This is a genomic window from Pseudomonas sp. FW306-02-D09B (assembly GCF_058782685.1).
Window position 1 is genome coordinate 362,984 of record NZ_JBYSXY010000003.1, and the last position, 16,261, is coordinate 379,244.

Annotated in this window: 14 protein-coding genes and 1 pseudogene; 7 read left to right on the top strand and 8 right to left on the bottom strand. The window is 61.6% G+C overall.

Annotated features, from left to right (window positions below):
* Positions 1–13: 13 nt before the first annotated feature.
* On the bottom strand, positions 14–1,195 hold the full coding sequence (locus AC3WK5_RS08385; protein WP_103318119.1) for an aspartate aminotransferase family protein: 1,182 nt from the start codon (positions 1,193–1,195) through the stop codon (positions 14–16).
* Positions 1,196–1,297: 102 nt separating this feature from the next.
* Here AC3WK5_RS08385 and AC3WK5_RS08390 point away from each other — a divergent pair, with 102 nt between their 5' ends.
* Positions 1,298–2,206: a LysR family transcriptional regulator gene (locus AC3WK5_RS08390; protein WP_103318121.1), complete on the top strand. Its 909-nt coding sequence runs from the start codon at positions 1,298–1,300 to the stop codon at positions 2,204–2,206.
* 131 nt (positions 2,207–2,337) lie between these two features.
* On the top strand, positions 2,338–3,351 hold the full coding sequence (locus AC3WK5_RS08395) for a GGDEF domain-containing protein (RefSeq protein ID WP_103318123.1): 1,014 nt from the start codon (positions 2,338–2,340) through the stop codon (positions 3,349–3,351).
* A 7-nt stretch (positions 3,352–3,358) separates the two neighbouring features.
* Here the strand turns inward: AC3WK5_RS08395 and msrA are convergent, their stop codons facing one another.
* The 3 genes from msrA to msrB form a co-directional block, all read right to left on the bottom strand.
* Positions 3,359–4,066 (bottom strand): peptide-methionine (S)-S-oxide reductase MsrA, encoded by a 708-nt coding sequence (gene msrA, locus AC3WK5_RS08400; RefSeq protein WP_103318125.1) that lies wholly within the window; start codon positions 4,064–4,066, stop codon positions 3,359–3,361.
* Positions 4,067–4,297: 231 nt separating this feature from the next.
* A complete protein-coding gene (locus tag AC3WK5_RS08405; RefSeq protein ID WP_103318127.1) occupies positions 4,298–6,109 on the bottom strand; it encodes a cytochrome c biogenesis protein DipZ in 1,812 nt (603 codons plus the stop codon).
* Between the two features lie 43 nt (positions 6,110–6,152).
* Complete coding sequence (msrB, locus tag AC3WK5_RS08410) at positions 6,153–6,671, bottom strand: peptide-methionine (R)-S-oxide reductase MsrB (RefSeq protein WP_103318129.1); 519 nt, start codon at positions 6,669–6,671, stop codon at positions 6,153–6,155.
* 152 nt (positions 6,672–6,823) lie between these two features.
* Between msrB and AC3WK5_RS08415 the strand changes: the two genes are divergently transcribed.
* From AC3WK5_RS08415 to AC3WK5_RS08430, 4 genes and pseudogenes are all read left to right on the top strand, one after another.
* Entirely contained in the window at positions 6,824–7,540 is a 717-nt protein-coding gene (locus AC3WK5_RS08415; protein ID WP_103318131.1) for a response regulator transcription factor, read from the top strand.
* The gene (locus AC3WK5_RS08420; RefSeq protein ID WP_103318133.1) at positions 7,537–9,063 is read left to right on the top strand and encodes a sensor histidine kinase; all 1,527 of its coding nucleotides are present in this window, start codon (positions 7,537–7,539) and stop codon (positions 9,061–9,063) included. The genes AC3WK5_RS08415 and AC3WK5_RS08420 overlap by 4 nt, the downstream gene beginning before the upstream one ends.
* 260 nt (positions 9,064–9,323) lie before the next feature.
* Positions 9,324–10,028, top strand: coding sequence for a hypothetical protein (locus AC3WK5_RS08425; protein ID WP_054595759.1), 705 nt, complete (start codon positions 9,324–9,326; stop codon positions 10,026–10,028).
* 418 nt (positions 10,029–10,446) lie between these two features.
* Positions 10,447–10,686 (top strand): annotated as a pseudogene (locus AC3WK5_RS08430) (YebG family protein); the annotation flags it as partial.
* Between the two features lie 163 nt (positions 10,687–10,849).
* On the opposite strand, the gene AC3WK5_RS08435 reads toward AC3WK5_RS08430, so the two are convergent.
* The 4 genes from AC3WK5_RS08435 to AC3WK5_RS08450 all read right to left on the bottom strand — a co-directional run bounded on the left by AC3WK5_RS08435 (position 10,850) and on the right by AC3WK5_RS08450 (position 15,185).
* Positions 10,850–11,959, bottom strand: coding sequence for a dihydrolipoamide acetyltransferase family protein (locus tag AC3WK5_RS08435; protein ID WP_103318137.1), 1,110 nt, complete (start codon positions 11,957–11,959; stop codon positions 10,850–10,852).
* A 28-nt stretch (positions 11,960–11,987) separates the two neighbouring features.
* On the bottom strand, positions 11,988–12,974 hold the full coding sequence (locus AC3WK5_RS08440) for an alpha-ketoacid dehydrogenase subunit beta (RefSeq protein ID WP_103318140.1): 987 nt from the start codon (positions 12,972–12,974) through the stop codon (positions 11,988–11,990).
* Entirely contained in the window at positions 12,967–14,064 is a 1,098-nt protein-coding gene (gene pdhA, locus AC3WK5_RS08445) for a pyruvate dehydrogenase (acetyl-transferring) E1 component subunit alpha (RefSeq protein ID WP_103318141.1), read from the bottom strand. The genes AC3WK5_RS08440 and pdhA overlap by 8 nt, the downstream gene beginning before the upstream one ends.
* Before the next feature lie 101 nt (positions 14,065–14,165).
* The gene (locus tag AC3WK5_RS08450) at positions 14,166–15,185 is read right to left on the bottom strand and encodes a Leu/Phe/Val dehydrogenase (protein ID WP_103318143.1); all 1,020 of its coding nucleotides are present in this window, start codon (positions 15,183–15,185) and stop codon (positions 14,166–14,168) included.
* Between the two features lie 184 nt (positions 15,186–15,369).
* Here AC3WK5_RS08450 and AC3WK5_RS08455 point away from each other — a divergent pair, with 184 nt between their 5' ends.
* The gene (locus tag AC3WK5_RS08455; RefSeq protein WP_054595754.1) at positions 15,370–16,173 is read left to right on the top strand and encodes a SirB1 family protein; all 804 of its coding nucleotides are present in this window, start codon (positions 15,370–15,372) and stop codon (positions 16,171–16,173) included.
* The last annotated feature ends 88 nt before the right edge of the window (positions 16,174–16,261 follow it).

Here is a 16,261-nt window from a genome sequence, read left to right on the forward strand (position 1 = left end):
TAAGCGAGATCGATCAGCTATCCGTGCCTCTCACCACCCGCCCTACTCCCCGCACAATCATCTCCACCTCGCGTTCATCGATAGTCAGCGGTGGCAGCAAGCGGATGGTCTTGCCCCGTGTCACGTTGATCAGCAACCCATGGTCCCGCGCGGCGATCAGGGTCAGGTCGCGAATAGGCCGGGCCAGGTCGATGCCGATCATCAAGCCTTGGCCACGGATCGCCAGTACCTGCGGGCTGCCATCGAGTTCGGCGTGCAAACGTGCGAGCAGGCGTTCGCCCTGACGCTTGGCGTTTTCCAGCAAACCTTGTTCTTCGATGATTTCCAGCACGGTGCAGCCCACCCGACACGCCAGCGGGTTTCCGCCAAAGGTGCTGCCGTGGCTGCCCGGGGTGAAGAGTTCGGCGGCTTTGCCGCGAGCCAGGCAAGCGCCGATCGGGACGCCGTTGCCCAGGCCTTTGGCCAGGGTCATGAGGTCCGGGACGATACCTTCGTGTTGAAAGGCGAACCATTGCCCGGTACGGCCGATACCGGTCTGGATCTCGTCGAGCATCAGCAACCAGTTGCGCCGATTGCACAATTCGCGCAGGGCTTTCAGGTAGCCGGGCGGCGCGAGTTGCACACCGCTCTCGCCCTGAATCGGCTCCATCAAAACCGCCACGATACGCTGGCCATGAGTCTGGTGCGCCTTATCCAGTGCGGCGAGATCGCCGAACGGCACTTTGATGAAATCCCCCGGCAACCCCTGAAACCCCAAACGCACCGCAGGGCCATCGCTGGCAGACAAGGTGCCCAGCGTGCGGCCATGAAAGGCGTTCTCCATGACCACCACCAACGGCTGCTCGACACCTTTGTGCCAACCGTACAGCCGGGCCAGTTTCAGCGCGGTTTCATTGGCCTCGGCGCCGGAGTTGTTGAAGAACACCCGGTCGAGCCCCGACAACTGCGTCAGCTTGTGCGCCAACCGTTGCTGCCAGTCGATGCTGTACAGGTTGGACGTGTGCAGCAACAGGCCGGCCTGTTCGCTGATGGCGCTGACCACCTTCGGGTGCGAGTGGCCGACATTGGTCACGGCCACGCCCGCCACCGCATCCAGGTATTCACGACCGGCCTGATCCCACAGGCGTGTGCCCAACCCTTTGGTAAAGCTCAAGGCCAGGGGTTGATACGTGGTCATCAGGCAGGCGGCGGTCATGACATCAAGCTCCATCATTGGTCAGTGTTTTTGCAGTATCGTTAGCCACCTGAGCTGGATAAACGCCGAAACACTTCAATCATTTTAAAGCTGGGCTTGATAATGGACTTACTGCTGGCGATGTCGGTTTACGTGAAGGTGGTCGAGGCTGGCAGCATGACTGCCGCCGCCCTGGAGTGCGAAATGTCGACCACCATGGTCGGCAATCACCTGCGAGCGCTGGAGCAACGTCTCGGCGTCAGTTTGCTGCACCGTACGACACGGCGTCAGCGCTTGACCGAATTTGGCTCGACCTACTATCAACGCTGCCTTGAGGTATTGGGGCTGGTGGCCGACTCCGAGCGGCTGGCCGAACAAACCCAGGGCGAACCCAGCGGAACGTTGCGCATTACCGCCCCGCTGACCTTTGGCACGGAACGCCTGGCGCCGGCCTTGAGTGAATTCGTGCAGCGCTGCCCACAGGTCAAGCTGGATGTGGTGTTGACCAATCAACGTCTTGATCTGCTGGACAACGGTTTTGACGTGGCGATTCGCCTGGGTAACACCGAACCGCCCAACCTGATCGCCCGGCCACTGGAGGACTACACGCTGACCATGTGTGCATCGCCGGCGTATCTGGCACGCCGTGGCACACCGCAAAAACCGGAGGAGCTGGCCGATCACGACTGCCTGGCCTTTGCCTACCCGGCGGGCGATGAATGGCGCTCGGTGGAAAAACAGTGGCGCCTGAGCGGCCCTGACGGGGAGATCGTCGTGGCGGTGAGCGGCCCGATGCTGATCAATAGTTCATCGGGCCTGCACCAGGCGGCGCGCACTGGGATGGGTGTGGTGATGCTGCCGGATGCTCTGGTGGATCAAGATCTTCGGGAAGGGAAACTGGTAGCCCTGATGCAGGACTATCAACTGCCCCGTCGCCCGATGAATCTGATCTACGCGCAGGACCGATACCGTTTGCCGAAGCTGCGTAGTTTTGTCGAGTTTGCGTTGCAGACATGGGGTAAACAGAACTGATCGCGCACGCCATTATTACTACGCAAGAGGCTTCTATCCCTTGATTTCCGGCGCTACAGTGTCAACGCGCCATGAGTTAGTCTTTACGACTGGCCGGCCACTTGAAGATCAGGGCAGCAGGGAGAGCGGTGATGGTTGAGTTGTCCAGTATCGAGCCGTTGAAGGTCAGCCTGACTGATCTGAATGAAGACATGCTGCACGCGATTCTGGAACTGGTCAGCGACGGGATCTGGGACTGGAACGCCAACACCGGGTTTGTCTACCGCAATCGCGGTTGGTACGACATGCTCGGCTACGCGCCTCATGCACTTGAGAACAACGTGCTGGCCTGGGAGAACGCGATTCATCCCGACGATTACCAGCAGGTGATGCTGCAATTCGATGCTCACCTGCATCAGCGCTCGCCCCGCTATCAAACCGAGTACCGTTGCCGCAGGCGGGATGGCCGCTACATCTGGATCGAAGATCGCGGTCATGTAATCGCACGTAACAGCGATGGCTCAGTGGCGCGGATGATCGGGGCGAGCCGCTGCATTGAAGACAAGAAGCGTCTGCTCGAGCAACTCGAACGGCGCAATCATTCCCTCGAAGCGATGGTCGAGGAACGGACCCGCGAGTTGTCTCTGCTCAATCAGCAGTTACAGGCGCAGCTGGACGAGAACCGTAAACTGGCAGAAAGCGACACCCTGACCGGGATCGCCAACCGCTATCTCCTGGAAAAAGCCCTACCACTGGAGTGCGAGCGCTCCCAGCGTTTTCGTCAGCCGCTGTCGCTGATCGCCATGGACATCGATGACTTCAAAAACATCAACGACCATTACGGCCATGCCTTGGGCGACGCGGCGTTGGTGCACGTGGTCGAAAGCGTCAAACGCTGCGTGCGCGAAGGTGACTTGCTGGCCCGTTGGGGCGGTGACGAGTTCATCGTGATTCTGCCCAACAGCACCGCGGCCACCGCACGCACCCTCGCCGAAAACATCCGCCTTGAGCTGTCGAGCCTGCCACCGGTGGGCGACTTCCAGGTCACGATGAGCTTCGGCGTGGCGCAACGCTTTGAAGACGAGCAACAAACCGGCCTGCTGGCTCGGGCGGATCAGGCGTTGTATCGCTCGAAGATCATCGGCAAGAACATGATTTCCGGTTGATCCAGCACTACATGCCGGTCTTCACCAACACCGGTTTCTCCTGATACCGCTCCGGGTACAGCTGTTTGAGTTGTGCCACTTTCGGCAGGTCGTTGATCACGATGTAGGGATACGTCGGATGCTCCGTCAGGAAGTTCTGATGGTAGGCCTCTGCCGGGTAGAAGCCGTTGTAGGTTTCGAGTTTGGTCACGATCGGTTTGTTGAAGGCATGTGCGGCATCGAGCTGTGCGATGTAGGCTTGGGCGACTTTTTGTTGCTCGGCACTTTCGACAAAGATCGCCGAGCGATATTGGGTTCCGGTGTCCGGGCCCTGGCGATTGAGCTCGGTGGGATTGTGAGCGACCGAGAAGTAGATTTGCAGCAAGGTGCCGTAGCTCACCTGAGCAGGATCGAAGGTGACCTGGACCGATTCCGCATGGCCGGTATCACCCTCGCTGACACGCTCGTATTGCGCGGTGTTCGCTGCGCCTCCGGCATAACCGGAGAGCGCATTCTTGACGCCTTTGACATGCTGGAACACGCCTTGAACGCCCCAGAAGCAACCACCGGCGAACACCGCCGTCTCGCTGTTGGTCTTGGGCGTTTCATCCACGGCTGGCGGCGCGATGGCAACCGCGTCCTCGGCAGCGCCAAATGAAAAAGCCATGCATTGACCTGCAACTGCAGCGACGGCCAGCCCGAGCAGGGTCTGGCGCCAGGTAAATCGGGTTTTCATGATGACGACTCCTGCATAAACAACTCTGAGTAATGTGGCGAGCACAACACCCGTGGCGAGGGAGCTTGCTCCCGCTGGAGCGCGTAGCGATCCCAAAAGGTCGCAACTCCATTCTGTCAGTTACACCGCGTACCCAGGTTTACGACGGCTTCGCCCGAGCGCGGACCGGCCGGCGGGAGCAAGCCCCCTCGCCACAGTGTTCAGTGCACGCTCTGGGCAACTGAATGTTCATCAACCAAAGGTAAACGCATACGCCGACACGCCCGGGTCAAGGAACTCGATGCTGAAGGTCCGATCTGCCACGTCGCCGGGTTGGCGCACCAATTGGTAGAGGCGTTGTTCGGTGACGCTGCCGCTGCCATCCGGGGCGACGTCGGTGCCGTGGGCATCACCCGGGGCCTTGCCGTCGATCATGACTTTGAAGCGCACCGGTTTGCCGTCAGCGCCGGGGCCCAGTACCAGGTGCAGGTCGCGGGCATGGAAGCGGTAAACGATGCGGCTGGCCGGGGCCGCCGAGGTGGCGCGCTCCGAACCGACGCTCCAGTGGCCGTCCAGCGTCCAGTCATTCAGCGCCAGCGTCGCGGGTGCGCTGTAGGCAGCAACCTTGTCAGGCGCGAGGCTCGCCTCAGGTACGAAATGTTCCAAACGCTGGTAGCCGACGTAGGTTTCCGGCGAGCGCACTTCGTTCATGTCCGGTGCCCGTTGCACGCCTTGGGCGCTGGCATCGATCAGGCCATCGGCAACTTTCGCCGCGCCGGCTTCACGCAACAACTGCTGGATCACCCGTTCCGATTCGGCGTAGTTGCCCTCACCAAAATGGTGGTAGCGAATGCGACCCTGAGCGTCGGCAAAATAATGCGCCGGCCAGTATTCGTTGTTGAAAGCGCGCCAGATCCGGTAGTCGTTATCGATGGCCACCGGGTAGGTGATACCCAGATTCTTCATGGCCTTGGTCACGTTGCCCACATCCCGTTCGAAGGCAAACTCCGGCGCATGCACGCCGATCACCACCAGGCCCTGATCACGATACTTCTCGGCCCAGGCTTTGACGTACGGCAAGGTGCGCAGGCAGTTGATGCAGGAGTAAGTCCAGAAATCCACCAGCACCACTTTACCCTTCAACGTTTGAGCGCTGAGCGGCGCTGAATTCAGCCACTGCACCGCACCGTCCAGCGGCGGCAGGTTACCTTCGACGGGCAGCGACGCGGGAGCGTTGGCGGCCACTTTCATCGCACCACCGGCAGCCATCATGGCTGAGCCTGATTGATCGTCGGCGGACGGCGGAATCTGCGCCATCATCGCCCCGCTGTTGGCCGGTGATTTACCTGCCAGTCGACCGACCAGCGCCTGTTCAAGCCCACTGGTAGACGCGGTCGACACCCGCGCCAGAATCCCGGTGTCCAGGCCCAGGGCAATAGCGGCCACACCGGCCAGCATCGCCGCACCAAGACCACGGCGCAGCCACTCACCGGCACCGATCGAACGCTTCATCGCCGCGAAGACTTTACCGCCCAGCAACAAGGCGACCGCGAGGGAAGTGGCGGCGCCCAACGCGTAGGCCAGCAACAGCAAGGTGGTGCCGATGCTTGCCCCTTGCAGCGCCGCGCCGGTCAGCACCAGCCCGAGAATCGGCCCGGCGCACGGTGCCCAAAGCAGGCCCGTGGCGACGCCGATCAGCAACGAAGCAGCGGGACGCGGCCGGGCATCGGCGCCCGCCGCTTCCGACAGTCGACTGCCGGCGGCCACCAGTGGACGCGTCAGCCGTTCGGCGAGTTTTGGCAGCAGCAGCGTCAGCCCGAACAGTGCTACGAACAGCAACGCGAGCCAGCGACCGTACTGATTGAGTTGCACCACCCAACCGCCGCCCACCGCCGCCAACGAGGCGACGAGCGCGAAGGTCAGCGCCATCCCCGCCAACAGCGGCAAGCCACTCTTGATAAACGGCTGCCCGGTGCGAGCGAAGACAAACGGCAGTACCGGCAGAATGCACGGGCTGAGAATCGTCAGCACACCACCGAGATAAGCGAGGACCAGAAGCCACATAACAAGGACCTGTATGAAGTGAGGGAAAAAGCCTGCCCATGGGTCAGGCCGTTTGCGGCTTGAAGGTCATCGCCAGACCGTTCATGCAGTAGCGCAGACCGGTCGGTTTTGGCCCGTCGTTGAACACATGGCCCAGATGGCCGCCGCAGCGTCGACAGTGAACTTCTTCGCGCAGCACGCCGAACGAGCGGTCTTCGCGGGTCGCGACGGCATGCTCCAGGGGCGCCCAGAAACTCGGCCAACCGGTATGGCTGTCGAATTTGGTTTTCGATGAAAACAGCGCCAGATCGCACCCTGCGCAGGCGAAAGTACCGTCGCGGTGTTCGTTGTTCAGTGCGCTGGAATAGGCCCGTTCGGTGCCCTCTTCGCGCAGGATTTCGTACTGCTCGGCGCTGAGCAGCTTGTGCCACTCGGCATCGCTATGGCTGACCTCGAAGGTCTCGGCGGCGCTCGCCTCGCTGATCAGCAGCGAGCCTCCGGTCATTTTTGGCAATACACCGGCAACCAGCGCCGCAAGGCCCAGCCCGCCGCCCGTTAGAAGAATCTGTCGCCGTGAAAACATGGCCCGCTCCCTAAATCCGCCGTGGATGACATGGAACACAGCCTAGGCTTGAGGTGATCGCCAAATCCTCACGTGGAGTTAAACAATTCGTGATAACTCGCCGAGGGAAAACCCCGCACAATACGTGCACTGCGCAACAGGATTAAGTCCAAATGGATCAACCCAAACGCGTCCTGGTGGTCGAGGACGACAAACACATCGCCGACCTGATCTGCCTGCACCTGCGCGACGAACACTTCGAGGTCGTGCACAGCGCCGATGGCAACGAAGGCTTGCACCTGCTCGAACAAGGCAGTTGGGATGCGCTGATCCTCGACCTGATGCTGCCGGGCGTCGACGGCCTGGAAATCTGCCGCCGCGCCCGCGCCATGGCCCGTTACACCCCGATCATCATCACCAGCGCCCGGTCGAGCGAGATGCACCGCATTCTTGGCCTGGAGCTGGGCGCCGACGATTACCTGGCCAAACCGTTTTCGATGCTTGAGCTGGTGGCGCGGGTCAAGGCCCTGCTGCGACGGGTCGACGCCATGGCCCGCAACCTGAAAATGGACGCTGGCAGCTTGACCAGCGACGGGCTGTTCATCGACCCGATCACCCGCGATGTGTCGCTCGACGGCAAGCGCCTGGACCTCACCCCACGCGAATTCGACCTGCTGTACTTTTTCGCCCGGCAACCGGGCAAGGTCTTCTCGCGCATGGACCTGCTGAACGCCGTCTGGGGTTACAGCCACGAAGGCTACGAGCACACCGTCAACACTCACATCAATCGTCTGCGCTCCAAGATCGAAACCGACCCGGGGCAACCGGTGCGGATTCTCACGGTGTGGGGCCGTGGCTATAAATTCGCCCCGGCGCAGGAGCAGCCATGAGACTGACACTCACCCAGCGCCTGTCGGCGGTGTTCGCCCTGCTGCTGTTGGTGTGCAGCGGCACGTCGGTGTGGATGCAAGTGCGCTCCAACCACATGCATGAGCTGGAAGTGGTGCAAGGCTTGTCCCGGGACCTGGCGCAGCACATCGCCCACGACACCCAGTTGATGGACGCCAATGGCCTGAAACCCGATGCACTGCGCGAGTTGTTCAGCCAGTTGATGCTGGTGAACCCGAGCGTCGAGGTGTACCTGCTCGACAGCAGCGGCCGGGTGGTCGGCAATGCGGCGCCCGAAGGCCACCTGCGTCGCGAGCAGGTTGATCTGGCGCCCGTGCGGCGCCTGCTCAACGGTGAAGCCCTGCCGATTCTCGGCGACGACCCGCGCAGCATCGACGGGCGCAAGGTGTTCAGCGCCGCACCGCTCAAGGTCAACGGTCAGCAGGTCGGCTATCTCTACGTGGTGCTGCTCAGCGAAGAACATGACCGCTACGCCGAACGCGGCGCCACCAGCGCCGCGCTGAACACCGCGCTGTGGTCGATCGGGATGGTCGCGTTGCTGTGCCTGATCGCCGGTCTCACGGCGTTTACCCTGATCACCCGGCCGCTACGCCGCTTGACCGACACGGTCGCGCATTTCGACATTGACGGCGTACCGGTCGCCCCGCCCTCGCCGGCGCCCTCAGGTCCAGCGGAGAACCTCGCCACTCAGGACGAAATCGCCGTGCTCGATGCCGCCTTCCGGCAGATGCAAAAACGCCTGGGCGAACAATGGCGTTCCCTGACCCGCCAGGATCAGGAGCGCCGCGAGCTGGTCGCCAATATCTCCCACGACCTGCGCACACCGTTGGCGTCGCTGCATGGCTACCTCGAAACCCTGTCGTTGAAAGACGCCAGCCTGACCCCGGCCGAGCGCCGCCGCTATCTGGGCATCGCCCTCGACCAGAGCCGCAAGGTCGGCGGCCTGGCGCAGTCATTGCTGGAACTGGTGCGCCTGGAACACGGCTTCGTCCAACCGGTGCTGGAGCGTTTTTCCCTGACCGATCTGGTGCAGGACATCTTTCAAAAATTCGAGCTGACCGCCGAAGCCCGACACGTGCAGCTCAAGGCAAGCTTCGCACCGAATGTCTCGGCGGTCTGCGCCGACCTTGGGTTGATCGAGCGCGTGCTGACCAACCTGTTCGACAACGCCTTGCGCCACACACCCGATGGCGGGGAAATCGACATCAGCCTTGTCCCACAAGGCAAGTTCGTCGAGATCACCGTCAGCGACAGCGGCCCAGGCATCGCCGCGGAACTGCGCGAAGGCTTGTTCCTGCGGCCCTTCAACATTGGCGGTGCACGCCGTGACGGCGGTTTGGGACTTCGCATCGTGCACCGGATTCTGCAACTGCATGGCCGCGAGATTCACTTGCTCGATATACCGGGCCAGGGCGCGACCTTCCGTTTTTCGCTTCCGGTGGATGAGGAAACGGCGAGCGCGTTGGCGGTTCGCTCGATGAATTTGAATTCGCCCCAGCGATAATCCGCTGGCCTCCCTGATACTCATTTAAGCAAAGACGCCGGCGGCTTGCCCGCCGGACTGCTTTTAGCCCCGCCTTCGAATCGAACTCGGGGCTTTTTTTGCGCAACGATTGGCCGCTGTTGCGGTCACATCGGTCGCTGTGTTGCCCTGATCGTCCGTTGGTCCGTGACAACATCGCAGCGGTCCAATAGATTAAGCGACCCGAAAACGCCGATGCCGTTCTCGTCTCAAATTCTGTTTAAAGAAGTAGTGAATTTTCAATGCCAGATTCCAACACCGCTGAATCCGTAATCACCTTGTCGTCCAAAGCGGAATACGAAAACTCCATCAATCTTTCACAACACGTGCCGCAGGCCAAAACCATCAGCGAGATGGTCCTGGACGCCTTCCACACCTCGAAAGAAAGCGACCAGATTCGCGAGCTTCGCGCGGCCATCCGCCAGGCTCACGACCGCTTCGACGACGACAAAGCCTACGAACTGATGGGCGAACTCAAACAACTCAAGGACGCCGAGGCCGCCGATATCGCAGCCCTGGAAGACCTGAGCAGCAAGTTCCCGATCAGCCGGATTCTGTCGAGCTTCAAGGATGACCCAGACTTTCAGGAGCTGGTCTACGGCCTGGCGCTGAAAGTGCTGAACCAGACCCATCAGGCCATCAGCAACCCAAGCGCCGGCAAGAGCAAAGCAGCCCGCGCCAAGAAAGAAATCGAAGTGTTCAGCATCAGCAAGGACGGTGTCAGCGTCAGCCTGCCGCTGCGCAATCCGCGCTCCAAACCGTACGTCGACCGTGAAGCCTTCGAATTCCTCGGTTTCACCTTTGTGGGTGAAGGCGACGAGGCAGAGCTTGCCAGCGAGACCTTCATCGACAATGCCGGTACCGAACAACCGGCCACCCGCAAAGCCATCGTCACCGCCCTGCAACAGCAGACGGCGTTCGACGGCTACAGCATCGCGGCACAGTAACCACGGCCTGCGCCTAACTCTCGTTATTGCCGTAACTCCCGTTATTGCCGTAGCAGCTGTCGAGCCTGCGAGGCTGCGAGGCTGCGAGGCTGCGTCAGAGGCGGACCGCGATCGGGCGCAGTCCTCGCAAATCCTGCGTACGCGGTTCGCCTGAAAGAACGCATTGCCTGATTTTACGACCGCTTTGCGGCCGGACGCAGCCTCGCGGGCTCGACAGCTGCTACGAGAGCTAGACGTAGCCTCGCGGGTACGGCAGCTGGAACAAGCAATTGGGCCACTCGCTCCGCCTGACAAATCCTGAATCCGGTCTACATTAAAAAGCCACTACCCAAAGCGCAGGGATTCGCTTATCCTTTTGGCTGTATATAAATACAGTAGTCGCAAAAGACAACTATCGTGAAGGCATGTGAGGTGGTGAATGGCCGTCGAAGTGGTATACCGCAGCAGCCGAGATCTGGAGCGCTTGTTCATGGATAAAGCCGAAGCTGACCGTCATGACAAAATGCTCGAACTGGCCGAATTGCTGGCTGAAGTGTTGCAAAAAGCGGTTCCGTCGCTGACCGAGCAACAGGTGGAAGAAGCCGGGATCTACATGGCGAAAAACCGCGATGTGTTCGCCAAGGCGTTCAAGAGCCAGCCGGACGCCCTGTCCGAATTGCTCAACGTGCCTGTCGCAGCCGTTGAACCCGTTGAGCCAACGGAACCAGCCGAGCCAGCGGAGCCTGCCAAACCCGCGAAATCGGCTAAGCCCGCGAAGTAAGCAACGCCCGAATTGAATAGGCCCTGAGTCACTGACTCAGGGCCTTTTTCATGCCCGCGTTTCAACTGTCCGGTTGTTCCAGTGCCTCGACCAACACCTTGAAGAACCGCGCCGCTTCTCCCCCCGTCACCACCCGGTGATCGAAGGTCAGCGACAGCGGCAATATCGGGTGCACCACAACCTTGCCCGCCATCGCCACCGGCTCGTCGCGAATGGCACCGGCCGCGAGGATCGCTACTTGCGGCGGCACCACCACCGGGTTGGCATAGCGCCCGAACATGGTGCCGAAGTTCGACAAGGTCAGGGTCGCGCCCATCATTTCCCTGGCGGGGATCGAACGCGCCTGCACGTCGGCGCGCAAGCGGGTGATGCCTTCTTTCAAATCATCTGACGAGCGATTACCCACATCGCGCAACACCGGCACGAACAAACCATCAGGGGTGTCGACGGCAATGCCCAGATTCAGGGTGTCGTGGTGCTTTATCGACAAGGACTTGCCATCAAAGCCACTGTTGAGCATCGGCTCCACGGCGCAGGCTGCCGCCATGGCTTTGGCCAAACGGATCAACGGATCACGCGCACGGCCCCAGCGATGCAGGTCGGCATCGGCGTAGATGGTCACCGGCACCACCTCCGCGTGGGACCTGGCCATGTTTTGCGCCATGCTGCGGCGCACCCCGCGCAGCTTCTCCCCGCCAAATTTGTCGCGCTCGGTTTGCGAGGCACTTTCCACATCGCTGCGGGTGATCAGCCCATCGGGGCCGGACCCGCTCAGCCCAGTCAACTCGACGCCCAGTTGCCGGGCCAATTGCCGTACCGCCGGGGTTGCGCGAGGACTCATGTGTTCACGGGTCGAGGGCGCGGCGCCAACGAAAAACTGATCGTCCTGATGGCCGCCACCGCCTTCAAGCCGGCCCACCACCGTGCCGGCATCCGCCTCGCCTTCATACCCCAGCAAGGGCTCGCCGACGTGCAGGATGTCACCTTCACCGCCGAAGGTTTTCGCCACCACACCGTCGTAAGGTGCGGGAATATCCACCAGGGCCTTGGCAGTCTCCACCGAAACCAACAGTTGATCGGCCTTCACCGTATCGCCGACCTTGACGTGCCATTCGACGATTTCCGCTTCTTGCAGCCCTTCGCCCAAGTCAGGCAGTTTGAAATATTTCATTGCAGCCTCCCGGGCCTCAGACGCCTCTTTAAAAGTGGTGCAGCACGCTGTCACAGGCGTGAAGGATGTCTTCGACGTTGGGCATGTACAGCAACTCTTGCCGATACAGCGGTGGCGGAATGTCCGGCGCGGTGACCCGCAGGATCGGCGCCTGCAAATCCAGCAACGCACGTTCATAGAGGCTGGCGGCGATTTCCGCGCCGACGCCACAGGTACGTGGCGCTTCATGGACGATCACGCAACGGCCGGTCTTGCGCACCGAGGCCTCCAGCGTGTCGAGGTCCAGCGGCTTGATGCTCGCGACATCGATCACCTCGACCGAAATCCCTTGTTCCGCCAGCGCATCGGCCGCCTGCAAGGTTTCCATGACGCTGGCACCCCAACTGATCAGGGTGATATCGCTGCCTTCACGCAAGGTGAAACAGGTATCGAGCGGCAAGCGTTTGCCATCGTCGATCAACGGTTGCGGGTTCATTCGGTAGAGCCGCGTCGGTTCGAGAAAGACCACCGGGTCCGGGTCGTCGATAGCCGCCAGCAGCAGGCCATAAGCCCGTGCCGGTGACGAAGGAATCACCACGCGTAACCCTGGGATATGCGCAAACAGCGCCTCGGTGCTTTCACTGTGATGTTCCGGCGCACGAATGCCCGCGCCCATCGGCGTACGCAGCACCATCGGGCAAGTGATCCGCCCGCGCGTGCGATTGCGCATGCGGCTGGCATGCGACACCAGGTGCTCCATGGCCGCGTAGATGAAGCCCATGAACTGGATTTCCAGCACCGGTTTCAGTCCCTGGGCAGCCATGCCGATCACCAGCCCGCCGAGCATGGTTTCGGCCAGCGGCGTATCGATCACCCGCTTGAAGCCAAAGCTGTCGCGCAACCCTAGCGTGGCGCGAAACACACCGCCGTTCACGCCGACGTCCTCACCGAGCACGATCACGTTTTCGTCCTCGCGCATAGCCCGATGCAATGCCAGGTTGACCGCCTCCAGCAGCGTGACTTTGCCGTTACTCATGAGCGGCCCCTCCTGCACGGCGCGCCGCGCGCTCGAGCAACCACTCGCGCTGCTCGGCCAGCGCCGCCGGCCACTGGGCATAAACGTGATCGATCACCGATTCAGCTGACTGCTGGCCGGCCGCATCGAAGTTATCCACAGCGCCCTGCACCAGCGCCTGGCACTCGGCAATCAACGCCTGTTCACGCCCTTCGTCCCACACGCCCTGCCCGGCCAGATAACGTTGCAAGCGCTTGACCGGTTCTTCAAACCAGGCCTGTTTGACCTCTTCGGCCGGGCGATAACGCGTCGCATCGTCTGCGGTGGTGTGATCGCCGAGGCGGTAACTCACACATTCCAGCAACACCGGACCTTTACCGTGACGCGCGCGTTCGAGGGCGATTTGCACCCGGTCGTAGACCGCGAGTATGTCGTTGCCATCGACTTGCTCGCCGTGGAAACCGGCGCCGATCGCCTTCTGCGCCAGGGTCGGCGCTGCACATTGAATCCGCCGAGGCACCGAGATCGCCCACTGGTTGTTGTTGATCACGAACACCACCGGCAACTGCCAGGCCCCCGCGACGTTCAAGGCCTCAAGAAAGTCGCCCTTGCTGGTGGCGCCATCGCCGCAGGTGGTCACGGCTACCCGGTGCTCGCCACGAATCTTGAATGCACTGGCGACTCCGCAAGCGTGCAGCGCCTGGGTGGCGATCGGCACGCAGATCGGGAAGTCCTCGACCGCCGCGGGCTCGGCAAAGTCGCTGCCGCGCTCATCGCCGCCCCAGTACAGCAAAATCTCTTCCATGCGCACCCCGCGCATCAATTGCACGCCAGTGTCGCGGTAATACGGGATCAGCACGTCCTCAGGATGCATCAGGCTGCCGACTGCCACGCCGATCGCTTCCTGGCCGAGGGTCGGCGCGTAAGTGCCGATGCGCCCGGTGCGTTGCAGGGCGACGGCTTTTTGATCGAAGAGACGGGTCAGGACCATTTGCCGGTAGAGGCGGGTCAGCAGATTGAAGTCGTCGGCCCAGGCGGGAAGTTCGCTCAATGCCTGGCCGTCGGGGGATAAATAGCGGGTGTAGGGAAGGTCGACCTTGTTACGAGGCATGAAACGGCTCCTTGCACGCCGGGTCAGCGTGCCGTTGTCGGGCCTGACGCTTGTGGCGCCAGGCTCAGGGAGCAAGTCGACCGGGTAAGGCCCTCACTCCGTCATCGGTACAGCACTTTCTCTGCCAGCTCATCCGCCACCCGGGCCGGCGAGCGTTTTTCAGCCTGGGCATGGGCGAAGACTTCAGTCAGCCGCGAGCTGATTTTCGAGAGGTGCGCGGTGATGTTCGACAACGCCTCGCCACGGTGTTTGAGCGATACATAAATCAACCCGCCGGAATTGATCACGTAGTCCGGCGCATACAGAATGCCGCGGTTTTCCAACTGGTCGGCCACCAGCAGGTTGGTCAGCTGATTGTTGGCCGAACCGGCCACTGCGGCGCAGCGCAATTGCGCAACGCTGTGGCTGTTGAGCACGCCGCCCAGCCCACAAGGCGCGAGAATGTCGCACGGGGTGCTGAGCAGCGATTCGTTGGCAATCGGACGGGCGCCCAACTGCTCGATGGCCAGTTGTACCTTGCCGGCGTCGATGTCGCTGACCAGCAATTCAGCCCCGGCGGCATGCAGTTGCTCGGCGAGGGCAAAACCGACATTGCCCAACCCCTGGACCGCCACCCGCAGGCCTTCGAGGTTGTCACTGCCCAAGCGGGCCATGGCCGTGGCGCGAATACCGGCGAACACCCCCATGGCGGCATGCGGCGCCGGATCGCCGGCGGCGGTGGTGCTGGTGACATGCTGGGTTGTCTGGGCAATGCAATCCATGTCGGCGACCGAAGTACCGCTGTCGATGGCCGTGATGTAGCGACCATCGAGCTGTTCGACAACGCGGCCGAAGGCCTCGAACAAGGCACTGCGGCTTTCGACGTGAGGTGGGCGAATGATCACCGCCACCCCGCCACCCTGCGCCAGCCCGGCCAGCGCGGCCTTGTAACTCATGCCTTGCGCCAGGCGCGCAGCATCCACCACGGCGCTTTCATCGTCGGGATAGGCAAGGTAACGGCAGCCACCAAGGGCGGGACCCAAACGGCTGCAATGAATGGCGATCACCGCCTTCAACCCGGTCACCGGGTCAACGCTCAGGTGCAGCGATTCAAGGCGAGTGCTTTGCATGAGAGCGAACATCGTAGGGCTCCCGAATCACTTCTTGTAGTCGCCAGTATAGGCCTGCGGCTGAAAATTGCTGAAGCGCACCGGAATAAGCAGAAGCGGTTTTACAGCCTTTAAGACATAACCTGCAACGGCATGTGTAGAGCACTGGACGAATGCCTGAGACGGGGCTAAAACGAGGCATCCGTCGGAGATTTTGATGAACCCGCGCCACGCTTTTTTCGCTTGTCTGCAACGCTCGCCACCGGCGCTCTTCGAAGCGGCGCTGTGGATCGCTGCCGAACACGATCCACAGGTGAAGCCCGAGGTACTGCTGGAGCAATTCAAGGACCTGCAACAACGGGTCAGTGCCGGTTTACCCATGTTGCCGGTCAGCGAATTGGCCCAACCGTTGTTGCGGCGACTCAATGACATGGGTTATCGACAGGACGAGTCCATCCCGCTGCGCCCGCAGGCGGCGCTGCTCAACAAGGTGCTGGAACGCCGGCGCGGACAACCGCTGGCCCTCGGTTTGATCGCGCTGGAGCTGGCCCGACGGCTGGAGATCCCAATGGTCGGGGTGAATTTTCCCGGGCATTTTCTGTTGCGGGTGCCGGGTGCCGATCATTTGCTCGACCCGTGTGGCGGTCGGCGCTTGTACCCCAACGACTGCCGCGAGTTGCTGCAGCGCCAGTACGGTCCGAACATGCAGCTCAACGCCGAGCATCTGCTTACCAGCGAACCGGTCCAGATGCTCCAGCGACTGTCGCGCAATTTGCGCCAGTTGCATTTAACCAACGACGACAACATCGACGCACTGATCGATGCCGAGCGGGTGCTGGAACTCGGCAACGCTTGCGTCAGCGACTACCTGGCCCGCGCCAGCCTCTATCAACGGCTGGAATGCCCCAACGCCGAGCGTTTCGACCTGGAGCATGCCTTGTTGCTCACCGACGACCCGATCCAGCGCATCCGCCTGACTGAACGGCTGGGGCATTTGCCACCTAACGCCATCGTGCATTAACCCTTTAACCACTGCATTCCTGTGGCGAGGGAACTTGCTCCCGCTGGGCTGCGCAGCAGCCCCAAAACCGGCGAATGAGATCCTTCAG